The sequence below is a fragment of the Campylobacter concisus genome (genome assembly GCF_902460895.1).
Classification (GTDB): domain Bacteria; phylum Campylobacterota; class Campylobacteria; order Campylobacterales; family Campylobacteraceae; genus Campylobacter_A; species Campylobacter_A concisus_BC.
Genome location: NZ_CABPVL010000002.1, coordinates 774,589 through 786,198, shown reverse-complemented (window position 1 = coordinate 786,198; position 11,610 = coordinate 774,589). Strand labels below are relative to the sequence as shown.

Genomic DNA, 11,610 nt, shown 5'->3' with positions numbered 1-11,610 from the left:
TTACATAAGCATAGGCGTTATAATATTTAAACAAATTCCAAATCAAAGGAGGCTTTATGAAAGAGAGTAGTGATACTAAAAAACTCGTCATCGGTACGATCACTCTTGCAATTGCGATCGTTTTCTTTGGAGGTTTTTTACAAAACACCTATGGTGGCATCTTTGACTTTAGCAAACTTGCTGGTCAATTTCCAGAATGGTTTAAAACAGGAAGTGGCACTAGCGCAAAAGGTGGCTTTTTATTTGCCCTTAGTCTTGCCCCAGCCGTCATGCTCGCACTTGGCTTTGTCGCTATTTTTGAGAAATACCATGCACTTTACGCAGCTTCAAGACTGCTAACGCCTGTTTTAAAGCCACTTATTGGCATACCAGGATGTTGCTCTATCTCTTTGATAGCAAGCACACAAAGCACCGACGCAGGTAGCTCAACAGCTAAATTTTTGCGTCAAGATGGCCTCATCTCGCACAAAGAGCTTCTCATCTTTGCAGCGTTTCAGTTTAGCGCAGGTGCAATGATCACAAATTTCTTATCTTCATTTGCGCCGGTTTTACTAGTTACCGACAAAGCTGGCAACACAGCCCCTGCTACCATAGCCATGGTGCTTGGCATAGTCTTTGTCTTTAAAATTATTGGAGCAAATTTGATGAGACTTTATGTCAAAAAATTTGTCAAAGATGATGAGGAGTAAGAGATGACTGAAAATAAACTAATAACCGACGTATTTGTAGAAGGCGCTAGAAAAGGCTGGGACATCGCCGTAAAAAACACCATCCCAAACGTGCTTATGGCATTTGTCATCATCCACATCCTAAAAGTCTCTGGTGCACTTAGCGTGATAGGCAAATTTCTAGGATTTATCATGCTCCCGCTTGGTCTTCCAGGTGAATCGATAGCCGTTTTCATGGCTGCGTTTTTGAGCTGGGGCGGCTCAGCAGGCGTGCTAGTTGCGCTTGTTGGAGATGGTACACTAAATGCAAACGATATCGCTGTCTTGCTTCCTGGCATGGCGCTAGTTGGCTCGACTGTGCAGTACATGGGACGAGTTTTAGGCGTGCTTGAAGTACCAGGCAGACACTATCTCGTGCTTTTTGGGATTTGCATCCTAAATGCCTATTTAGCGATGTTTGTGATGAGCTTTCTCGTATAAGGATAAAAGATGAAAGATAGTGAAATAGACAAATATTTGGCTGATCTAAAGGAGCTAACCGATATCGAAAGCCCAACTTCAAGCATCGACGGCGTAAATGAAGTTGCAGCTTGGTTTAAAAAAAGAGCCGAAATTTTAGGCTTAAAAAGTAGGAGCATAGAGATTGGCACCGACAAGGTCGCTCCTTGCCTTTTCATCTCAAACGACCTTGAGGCAAAAAGCTACGACTTTTTATTTATCGGACACATGGACACCGTTTTTCCTGTGGGCACAAAGGCTGATGTGCCATTTAGCAAGATAGATGAGCGCATAAATGCACTTGGCGCGATCGACGATAAGGGTGGCAGCCTGCTCTCGCTTTATGTCATCAAAGAGCTTGATCTTAGCAAACTAAAGATCGGTCTCTTTTTAAACTCTCACGAGGAGACTGGCTCAAATTTCGCCAAAGACGCCATAAGAGAGCTAGCCAAGAAGTCTCGCTATGCCCTAGTTGTCGAGCCTGCAAGAGAAGATGGCTCAATGGTAGCCACTAGAAAAGGCGTGATCTCTTATGTGCTAAATTTCCGTGGTGTTAGCGCGCACGCTGGCAACCACCCAGAGCGCGGTCGTTCAGCTGTCGTGGAGGCTGCAAATTTCATCGTTGAGCTCTCAAAACTCACTGATTTTAAGGCAGGTCATACATTTAATAGCATAATGACAAAAGGTGGCGACGCCCAAAACGTCGTGCCAGACTTTGCCAGCGTGACATTTGAGATGAGATATCGCCACGCTAGCTCGGTGGAGTTTTTGCATAAGAAGATGGATGAAATTTTATCTCATCCGATAGTGCCAGAAGTGAGCTGTGAGCGCATACTCATAAACGAAGAAGGGCCGATGATAGACGAGGTAAATTTACCAAATATCAAAAATGTCTTTGACGAGGCTGCGAAGGCCACTGGCACAAAGGTCACTTGGGTCGATGCTGGCGGACTAAGTGATGGCAACATAAGCGCATCGGCTGGTTGCCCTACGATAGATGGTCTTGGTCCAACTGGTGGCAACATGCACACGAAAAACGAGTATCTAGAGATAAACTCAGTCGTCAAAAAGTGCAATCTTATTGTTGAGGCCATCAAAAAACTTTCGTAGTTTAGGCAAGCTATATGCTTGCCTAATTTTTAAATTTATAACGTTACAGCAGTCAAACCCTACCCAAATATCTCAAATTTATGAAATAGCTCTGGCTCATCTTTTACCACGCCACGCTTTACAAGATCAGCCACCACTTCACGCTCGCAGTCAGTTTGCATAGGCCAGCCACGCGTGTAGCCCTCCAGCTCACTTTTACTCGTCGCATCCACGCAGAAATTTTCGCCATCTATATAGATATCACGCAAGGCATCTATATTGTTTGTCACACGCCAAAGCAGCATATATGGATTTTCTTAACATTTGGCACAACGCTTTAAAATTTAGCCAAAAGCTCATCATCACTTAAAACCTCAGGGCTAAATTTAACTCCAAATTTACTGCAAAGTCTTTGCCAAAGTAAATTTTCACATTGACACAAGCTCTAAATTTGCTACAAAAGAAAAACAGCCTAACAAACTGCGTTATCGGTAATGACGGCTTGGCTATGCGCATACAAAAACTGGCAAACATGAGAAATTTATCATAATAGCAACGTTGTTTTAGGGATTTTGTAAAGATCAGCGCTTGCAAGGCGATAGACTGCGGCGTTTTTGAAAGCACGATGATTGCAAACTACACAAGGACATAAAGTCTCGTTTAAAAGCCCTCAACTAAATCAAATTTCTAAATTCCCAGCCAAGTGGCTTAAATTTAAACCTGCCCTACTCCAAAGCTTTTAAAACTGGCTCTGGTTTTAGCTTTACGCTTGGGGCATTTTTGCTAAAGCTTATGAGATCCTCTGTCGTTTGGATGCTAAAAGGTAGGCGCTTGAGGCAGACTTTAAAGATTTCAGCCGCTGCTATTGCGTCATTTAGGGCTCTGTGGTGGGTATTGTTGATGCCAAGGAGTTCTTTTAGCGAGCCAAGGCCGTATTTTTGCGAGGCGATGGTGCGGCGGCTAAGATCGATGGTGCAGAGTTTTCTGTTTAGCAGTATGCCAAGGCCGATCTCATTTAGACTATGCGAGATAAATCCGTAGTCAAAATTTACGTTGTGCGCGATAAAAACGCTAGTTCCAAGAAAAATTTTAAACCGCTCCAGCACGTTTAGTAAATTTGGCGCACCAACTAGATCGCTCGCTCTTATGCCGGTTAGCTCTGTGATATTTTCAGGCACCACACTAGCTGCCACAAAGCTTTCAAAGCGCCCTATTTCGGTGCCATTTTTCATTTTTATAGCGCCTATTTCTATGATCTGGCCATTTGTCGTGCCGCCAGTCGTTTCGATATCCACGACGCAAAATTCCTGCTCGCTAATATCTCTAAATCTCGTGCCAAGCTCGATCTCGTTGCTTTCATTTCTAGTGATGTCAAGCCCGAGAGTTCGCCACATATCAAGGTCACGCACGTCAATGAGCGATGAAATTTCCTCGATATCACTAAATTTCAAGATAAACTCGTGATAGCCTAAATTTTGCCTGGCTAAAATTTCAATGCTATTTTCTAAACGCTGTTTTTTTGGTTTCAAAACTCAAGCTTTATGGCGCGAATGGCTTGTTCGTAAGAATTTGATGAAAAGATATAGCTGCCAGCCACCAAGACATCAGCCCCAGCCTCTTCAAGATCAGGCGCATTTAGTCCGTTTACGCCGCCATCTACTTCGATGAGACACTTGGCGTTTTTGCGCTCTATTAGCTCTCTTAGCGCCCTTGTTTTCTCAAGCACGACTGGCATAAATTTCTGACCACCAAAGCCAGGATTTACACTCATTAATAGCACCATATCGACTTCATCGATGATATGCTCGATCGCGCTAACTGGCGTGTGCGGATTTAGCACGATGCCAGGACTTACGCCGTTTTTTCTGATGTGATCAATGAGCCTCATTGGATGCTTCTCTTCTTCTATGTGAAAGGTTAGAAATTTTGGTTTTAGCGGCAAGAAAAGGTCAGCAAAAAAAGAGTTATTTTCAACCATTAAATGAATATCAAGTGGCTTTGTAGCAGCCTTTGCAACGGCACTTACCACGACTGGTCCGATGGTTAAATTTGGCACAAAATGCCCATCCATAACATCAACATGCACCAGATCGCACCCAGCCTCGCAAATGGCTCTTATCTCAGCTGCTAAATTTCCGAAATCAGCCGACAAAATACTAGGTGCAACGTACATTTTAAATCCTTATTTACTTATAAAAATCACGCCAGTTTGGCTCTCTTTTGCATTTAATGTGGCAAAAATTCCACTGCTTGCCCTGTCAAAAAACATCTCATTTTCGAAAAATTTAAAGTTGCTAAGTTTTACCTTTAAATTTCTCTCGATGAAAATATCTAAAATTTTGCTTGCAATGATACTAAAAATTTGAGAAAATCCGCTTAAACAGCCACACTCCAGATCGCCATTATCTGAAAAAATAGAGCAAATTTTACCAAGCTTGTCCTTTTTAACACCAAGCAAAATTCTCATCTGTACGTCGCCATAAAAGAGCACGCAAGCCCGCAAATAGTCGTTTTCGCCCTCTACATTAAAGTTGCTGATCTTTGCATCAAGGCATAAAATTTCACTCTCTATCAAAGGTGAGAGCACGTCTGTGACGCTTGAGATCACAAGCGGCAGAAACTCAACCAAGTTTTTATTCATCTTTGTAGGCTCTATGTCGATAAGGCGCTTTTTAAAATAGAGCGTCGAGTCATCTTTGAAAAAGTCATCCATCTTTTTATATAAAAGTATCTTTGCCGCTTTTAAATTTGATGCAAGTGTCTCTGAGATGTTGCCCTCATTTAAGCCACAAATTGCCACTATAGCGCCACTTTTTTGGCTCAGCTCAGATAGCTTTATCAAAAAACTAGCGCCTATGGTATTTAAAGCGCCAACCGAATCAGACCAAAAAACAAAGAATTTAAAGCCTACCTTTTGCAACCTTTCGTGAAATTTATAGTCAAAATTCTGCACAAAAGAGCTATCTATGAGCCCTACTGTCTTGTAGATGACGACGTCGCCTCTTACAAAGGTGCTAAACTCTTTTTTGCCTAAAACGATGTGATTTAGGGTGCTGATGGTGTATTTGTAAGCTTGCTTGGCGGCGTTAAATTCTTCCACGCTTTTTACAAATTTACACTTGTAACACTTTTGCTCCAAAAGCGAGTTTATGTAGTCTTTATACTGCTCATTTTTGTTATAAATCACGATGGCTTCACTGCTATCTGCTAGCGTATCGTTTAAAAATAGCGTCGCAACTTTTTCATTTTCAAAGAGTGAAAATCTCAAAATATTTTTTGAAGTCTTTGCGACAAGCTCGTAAAAAGTATCATCATAGTCGCAGACTGCAAACTCAGCACCTATCTGCTTAGCGATACTTGAGAGGTGCTCGCATGTGCTATTTAGCCAAAGTGGGCTAAAAAATGTGACATTTTTTAATGAAAGCAAAATGGCGCTTATCTGCCTTGCGCAAATTTGCTCTACTTCGGCCTTTTTGATGCTTGAAGGGGTGATATTAACCTCTAAAAATCCAAATGGCCTAACAATGGCTAAAGAGCCCTCAAAAGTTACTTTCATTTTCTAAGAGCCTTTTTTAAATTTATAACCATATCAGCCGAAGCATGGACGCTAACATCGGTGATCCTATCTATGCCAAAGTCAAAAAATTTAGCAGTACTTGCCTCATAAGAGAGCAAAATTTTAAAGTATTTTAAGACCAAAATCTCCTCTCTATTGAGCCTGTCGCTCTCCCATCCTGCAAGCTTTAAAAGTACTCCAAATAGCGAGATATCAAACCTTCGCTGCAAGATCCTATCAAAGCTCATATCAGAAAAGCCAACGATATGTTTAAGCGAATGTGGATACTTCAAAAAGATAAGCTCGCAAAATATAAGCAAAATTAGCGCGTAGGCAGCTAGAAATAAATTTTTTTGATTTTTTAGCCCAAGATAGTTTAGAAGTTTACTCCAGTCAGATAGAAATTTGGCATTAAACTCCATCATCGAGTGTAAATTTACACCAAAATTCTTATATCTTTTTGGAGATTTGATAAAAACAAAATAAGAGCAAATTATCATTTTTAGGTTGTCTATGCCTAGCGGATAAGCCATAGCGTAGATATCTCTAGTGTAGTTTTGAACGCCAAAATCGCCTAAATTTACTATCGTTGCAAAGTACGCTTTAAAAGTCTCACTCCCTCTAAAAAGCTCCATAGCAGTAGTGATGTCGCCCTCATCCAAGTGCTTTTGGCACTCGTAAAAAACATCGGGCATTGTATAGATAAAATTTGAAATTTCATCTATTTGATTTTTAGTTAGCATTTTTGTTTTACCGATTTTTTATTTTGGGGCTATTTTAGCCTTAATTAAATAAAAAATCAACAAAACTTATAAATATAAATGTTCATTTTAAGCAATACTTTGGTTTTGTTTAGATAAAATCAGCAGAAATTTTTGTTTATAAGGAAAAAAAATGTCAAAAAGATGTGCGATAACTGGCAAAGGACCAATGGTAGGCAACAACGTGAGCCACGCCAACAATAAAACTAAAAGAAGATTTTTACCAAATCTTAGAACTATCCGTGTTACTCTAGAAGATGGCACAACAAGAAGAATAAAAGTTGCTGCTTCTACTCTAAGAACTATGAAAAAACAGTCAAACTAAGAGATAAAATGAAGAGGAATTTATGTCTTTTCTCTCAAGACTTTTAAAATTCCTCAACTGGTCAAACTCCGCAAAACCAGAAATAAGCCTAGATACTGAGCTTTACGAACAACTAAAACCTTTTAGATTTCCACTAATTTCAGTCGTACTACTGTTACTTTTTGGAACACTTGGTTATATCTTTATAGATAACTTCTCTCTCATAGATGCCTTTTACCAAGCAGGCATGACCTTCACGACGGTCGGTTTTACCGAAGTTGCACCCATAACTCCAAAGGGGCGAATTTTTACTATAACATTTATCCTTGTTGGCTTCATCATTTTTACGCTATCAATCGGTATCGTTGTAGAAGTTCTAAAAAGAGGCACATTAATTAGCATTTTAAAGGAAAGGCGTATGCTTTACAAGATCGCAAGACTAAAAAATCACTTCGTTATTTGTTATCACAACCTCTACACGATCGAGCTTAGCGCTCAGTTTCGTGAAAATCACATACCATTTGTAGTGGTTGATGACAGAGAAGATATCGCAGAATTAGCTCAAATTTACAAGTATCCATACTTCATAAAAGCTCAGCCTCACACTCAAATCGCCTTTTTAAAAACGCATCTTTCAAGTGCAAAAGGACTAATCACTCTTAGCCCAAATATCGCTGACAATATCGCACTTATCGCATCTGTTAGACTTTATGAAAAAGAGATAGGCCGCAAAAAACCTTACCATATCATCACAAACTCCGATAGTGAAGATGACACACAAAGGCTTAAAAAACTTGGTGCTGACAACGTCGTAAGCCCATCTCGCCTAGTCGCACAGCGTCTAAGTGCCATGAGCGTAAGACCTGATATGGAAAATTTACTCGAGCAATTTCTATACACAAAAAGCTCGCCTATCGATATAGAAGAAATTCTTGTGCCTGACTACTCTTGGATAAGGTTTAAAAGACTAAAAGAGACACACCTAAGAAATATCACAAATGCTGACGTGGTAGGCATTAGAGACATAAATAACAAATTTATCCCGATGCCAAATGGCGACACTCTAATTGGCACAGGCACAAAGCTTTTAGTCATCGGCACAGTTGATGGCATACGGCTAACCAAACGCCTAGTAAAGAGCAAACACAAGCCAGAAGAACTAAAATACGTTTAGTTTTTTCATTTTGTGATAAATTTGGCTTAACCGCTATATACCAGAAGCTTTTATATATCTAAATTTAGATAGCCAAACATTTACAAAGCCTTGTTAGAATTTATAAATTTTTTACAGGAGCTACGTATGTTGCACGAATACACTGATCTCATAAATGAGTTGAAAAAAGCTGATGTTTATTTTGCCGCACTTTGCAAAAAGCATGACGAGCTAAATGAAAAGATAGATAGTAAAGCAGCGCAAGCCTCTGAGCTTGATGCCTTGAAAAAAGAAAAATTAAAACTAAAAGATGAAATTTACGCTCAAGTTTTAAAATATAAAGAGCAAAAATAAGCAAAAGCCAAACTAACAATGGAGCCAAATTTAACTTAGCTCGTATTTTAAGCTTTTACTAGACTACAAATTAAAAAGCCCAAATTTCTTTGGGCTTACAAATTTTATATAGCTTTTATCATCACTTTTGTTAGAAGTTCTGAAAATTTAGCTGGATTTTCTAGGCTCATGCCCTCATTTAGCCTTGCCATATCAAGAAGCAAAGGTGCTATGTCATAAACCATTGCCTCATTTTTCTCAAGTTTTGCAAAAATTTCATGATCGGCATTTATCTCCAAGATCGGCTTAACTTTTGGAGCATTTGCGCCTTGTCCCATCTGTTTTAGCATCTCTTGCATAGCGTAATCAGGATCGTTTTTATCATATATTAGCACCGCAGCCGAGTTTGAAAGTCTTGAGCTAAGTCTAACGTCCTTGACCTCGTCTTTTAAGATCTCTTTCATCTTAACAAGTGTGTTTGCAACCTTGCTCTCATCGACCTTCTCATCACTTTTGATCTCGTCGTTTATATCAGCATGCGAGACTGATTTTAGAGGTGTTTTGTCAAATTCATTGACCATTGGCATGACGATCGTGTCGATCTCTTCGTCCATTATTAACACTTCGATGTCGTTTTTCTTAAAGCTCTCAAGAAGCGGCGAATTTCTTAGCATATTTTCGTTGTTGCCGCTGATGTAGTAGATCGACTTTTGATCCTCTTTCATCGCCTCTTTGTACTCTTTTAGGCTGATAAGTCCATCTCTTTTTGAGCTTTTAAATAGGCAAATGTCTAAAATTTGCTCTTTTTCAGCGTTAAAGCCATAAAGTCCCTCTTTTAAAACCTTGCCAAATAGTTTGTAAAATTTGATGTATTTATCGCGGTCACTCTCTTTTACTTTTGCAAGTTCGCTTAAAATTTTCTTCACGCTTTGCTCTTTGACGCTTCTCATGATCGCATTTTCTTGTAAAATTTCGCGGCTAACGTTTAGTGGCAAATCCTCAACGTCGATCACGCCTTTGATAAATCTTAAATACGGCGGCAAAAGCTCTTTTGCATCGTCAGTTATAAAAACCCTCTTCACATAGAGCTTCACACCACTTTGATAATCAACCCTAAAGAGATCAAACGGCTCCGTGCTTGGCACATAAAATAGTGTCGAATACTCGATCTTGCCCTCGGCCTTTGTGTGGATATAAAGTAGCGGATCGCTGCTATCGTGTGAAATTTGCTTATAAAAGTCGTTGTAGTCTTGCTCTTTTAAGCTGGCTTTATTTAGCCTCCAAAGCGCATTTGCCTTGTTTATCTGCTCGTTTTTAGTCTCATAAGTGCCCTCTTTTTCGCCTTCTTTTGGTGCGACGTAGCTCTCTTTATCCATAAAAATAGGATAAGGGATGTGGTTTGAGTATTTTTTGACTATCTCTTCGATACGCCAAGAATTTGCAAATTCATTGTCGTTTAAATGGAGGATTATATCCGTGCCAAATCCATCTTTTTGGGCATCTTCGATCTCGTAGCTTTTTGCATCAGATGTCCATTTATAGGCCTTCTCACTTAGTGTTCGTTTGCTTATGACTTCGATCTTACTTGCCACCATAAACGCTGAGTAAAAGCCCACGCCAAACTGGCCGATCAGCGAGCTATCTTTTTTGGCATCGCCACTTAAGCTTTGCATAAAACCCTTTGTGCCACTTCTTGCAATGGTGCCTAAATTTGCGATGAGCTCGTCTTTATCCATACCGATACCGTTGTCGCTGATGGTTAAAGTCTTAGCTTTTTCATCTACTTTGATGTCGATCCTTGGAGTGTAGCTTAAGCTTTTATACTTTTCATCAGTCAAGCATAGGTAGTTTAGCTTGTCAAGTGCGTCGTTTGAGTTTGATATGAGCTCTCTTAAAAATATCTCTTTGTTTGAGTAAAGAGAGTGGATCATCAAATTTAAAAGGTCATTGACCTCGGTTTGAAATTCAAATTTATCTGCCATTTTCTTTTCCTTGTTTTAAATTTCTGGCAGATTATAGCACAAAGTGATAAAAATATACTTAACCTTGATAGCATTACTATCAAGTTTTTTAACAATTTTTTAGGCATATATGGTAATTTATAAATAAAATAAAATATATATTTAATTTTTATTATTTAAAATGCTATTTTGTATAGTATTTATTTAAAATAATGCAAATTTAGCTATAAATCTTTTAGAAAATGTTGCTAGTCTGTCTTCCAAAATAAGAAACAAATACCGATATAAATGTATAACAAAAATCAAAAACCAATAAATTTAAACCCTTAGCTTGAAATTTCAAATGTTTTATCTATATTTTCTAATACAAGAGGTTGTAAATTTAAAAACTAAAAACATAATAGCCCTATGATGTTTTTAGTTTTAAGGACACTTAAGTCAAAGCTATTTTAAAAATTTAATTCACCAATAATCACTATGCAAGAAATCTTTAGCGCCATGCTTTGCAAAATTTTTCATCACTCTAGCTTTAATCGCAAAATATGACACAAGCGCTGTGTATTTCATTAAAATTTAAATCAAGGCAAATAGCAAGCTAAAAACTAGTCAAAAAACATGCATACAAAAGCAAAAATTAAAATAACAGCTAAAAAGCATCAAATTTAAAGAGGTAGCAGTATATAAACCACCTCTTCATAAAAGAGGTGGCTATAAATTTCAGTGGTTTAACAAATTTTGTTTATGAAATTTTCTTTTGTTTTGGGCGGAAGACCTTCATCACATTTTCATCGGTCTCGATAAATGCACCCTCGATCAGGTCTATGCAGTATGGCACCGCTGGAAATACCGGCTCCAAGCACTCTTTTATCGCCTTTGGCTGACCTGGTAAATTTATGATTAGCGCGTGGCCTCTGATGCCTGCTGTTTGGCGTGATAGAATCGCTGTTGGGACGTATTGCAAGCTTGCAGCTCTCATTAGCTCGCCAAAGCCTGGCATCATCTTCTCGCAAACTGCCTCAGTAGCCTCTGGAGTGACGTCTCTTACAGCTGGTCCAGTGCCTCCAGTCGTTAGCACAAGGTCGCATCCTAGCACGTCTACCATGTGCACGAGCCTCTCTTTTATGAGATCAAGCTCATCTGGGATCACCTCATAAAAATACTCTCTCTCACTTACTATCCAACCGTCAAGTACCTCTTTGATCGCTGGACCTGATTTGTCCTCGTATGTGCCCTCACTTGCGCGATCTGACATAGTCAGAATTCCTATTTTCGCTTTCATTTTTTCTC

General features: G+C 39.2%; 13 protein-coding genes and 1 pseudogene. 6 read left to right on the top strand and 8 right to left on the bottom strand.

Annotated elements, in window-relative coordinates:
* The first annotated feature begins 56 nt into the window (after window positions 1–56).
* From F3G98_RS05105 to F3G98_RS05095, 3 genes are read left to right on the top strand one after another with little or no spacing between them, the layout of a single operon-like run.
* On the top strand, window positions 57–689 hold the full coding sequence (locus F3G98_RS05105; protein ID WP_009293921.1) for a nucleoside recognition domain-containing protein: 633 nt from the start codon (window positions 57–59) through the stop codon (window positions 687–689).
* 3 nt (window positions 690–692) lie between these two features.
* Complete coding sequence (locus F3G98_RS05100; RefSeq protein WP_103608184.1) at window positions 693–1,148, top strand: YjiG family protein; 456 nt, start codon at window positions 693–695, stop codon at window positions 1,146–1,148.
* A 9-nt stretch (window positions 1,149–1,157) separates the two neighbouring features.
* A complete protein-coding gene (locus tag F3G98_RS05095; protein WP_103608185.1) occupies window positions 1,158–2,276 on the top strand; it encodes a M20/M25/M40 family metallo-hydrolase in 1,119 nt (372 codons plus the stop codon).
* A gap of 59 nt (window positions 2,277–2,335) precedes the next feature.
* On the opposite strand, the pseudogene F3G98_RS05090 reads toward F3G98_RS05095, so the two are convergent.
* The 6 genes and pseudogenes from F3G98_RS05090 to F3G98_RS05060 all read right to left on the bottom strand — a co-directional run.
* A pseudogene (locus tag F3G98_RS05090) lies at window positions 2,336–2,572 on the bottom strand (menaquinone biosynthesis decarboxylase); the annotation flags it as partial.
* 49 nt (window positions 2,573–2,621) lie between these two features.
* Window positions 2,622–2,879, bottom strand: a complete 258-nt coding sequence (locus F3G98_RS10380) for a hypothetical protein (RefSeq protein WP_180999485.1) — start codon at window positions 2,877–2,879, stop codon at window positions 2,622–2,624.
* 101 nt (window positions 2,880–2,980) lie between these two features.
* Window positions 2,981–3,784 (bottom strand): 3'-5' exonuclease, encoded by an 804-nt coding sequence (locus tag F3G98_RS05075; RefSeq protein WP_103646907.1) that lies wholly within the window; start codon window positions 3,782–3,784, stop codon window positions 2,981–2,983.
* A complete protein-coding gene (gene rpe, locus F3G98_RS05070; protein ID WP_009293926.1) occupies window positions 3,781–4,428 on the bottom strand; it encodes a ribulose-phosphate 3-epimerase in 648 nt (215 codons plus the stop codon). The genes F3G98_RS05075 and rpe overlap by 4 nt, the downstream gene beginning before the upstream one ends.
* Before the next feature lie 9 nt (window positions 4,429–4,437).
* Window positions 4,438–5,811 carry a prephenate dehydrogenase gene (locus F3G98_RS05065; RefSeq protein ID WP_103608187.1) on the bottom strand — a complete coding sequence of 458 codons (1,374 nt, stop codon included), beginning with the start codon at window positions 5,809–5,811 and terminating at the stop codon, window positions 4,438–4,440.
* Window positions 5,808–6,554 (bottom strand): hypothetical protein, encoded by a 747-nt coding sequence (locus F3G98_RS05060; RefSeq protein WP_103608188.1) that lies wholly within the window; start codon window positions 6,552–6,554, stop codon window positions 5,808–5,810. The genes F3G98_RS05065 and F3G98_RS05060 overlap by 4 nt, the downstream gene beginning before the upstream one ends.
* Before the next feature lie 151 nt (window positions 6,555–6,705).
* Here F3G98_RS05060 and rpmB point away from each other — a divergent pair, with 151 nt between their 5' ends.
* The 3 genes from rpmB to F3G98_RS05045 all read left to right on the top strand — a co-directional run bounded on the left by rpmB (window position 6,706) and on the right by F3G98_RS05045 (window position 8,383).
* On the top strand, window positions 6,706–6,897 hold the full coding sequence (rpmB, locus tag F3G98_RS05055; RefSeq protein ID WP_002942221.1) for a 50S ribosomal protein L28: 192 nt from the start codon (window positions 6,706–6,708) through the stop codon (window positions 6,895–6,897).
* A 22-nt stretch (window positions 6,898–6,919) separates the two neighbouring features.
* Window positions 6,920–8,050 (top strand): potassium channel family protein, encoded by a 1,131-nt coding sequence (locus F3G98_RS05050; protein WP_009293929.1) that lies wholly within the window; start codon window positions 6,920–6,922, stop codon window positions 8,048–8,050.
* Window positions 8,051–8,176: 126 nt separating this feature from the next.
* Window positions 8,177–8,383: a DUF465 domain-containing protein gene (locus tag F3G98_RS05045; protein ID WP_103581349.1), complete on the top strand. Its 207-nt coding sequence runs from the start codon at window positions 8,177–8,179 to the stop codon at window positions 8,381–8,383.
* Between the two features lie 104 nt (window positions 8,384–8,487).
* On the opposite strand, the gene htpG is transcribed toward F3G98_RS05045, so the two are convergent.
* A complete protein-coding gene (gene htpG / locus F3G98_RS05040; RefSeq protein WP_103617424.1) occupies window positions 8,488–10,344 on the bottom strand; it encodes a molecular chaperone HtpG in 1,857 nt (618 codons plus the stop codon).
* A 718-nt stretch (window positions 10,345–11,062) separates the two neighbouring features.
* Window positions 11,063–11,602 carry a molybdopterin adenylyltransferase gene (gene mog / locus F3G98_RS05035; RefSeq protein ID WP_103646871.1) on the bottom strand — a complete coding sequence of 180 codons (540 nt, stop codon included), beginning with the start codon at window positions 11,600–11,602 and terminating at the stop codon, window positions 11,063–11,065.
* Window positions 11,603–11,610: the final 8 nt, after the last annotated feature.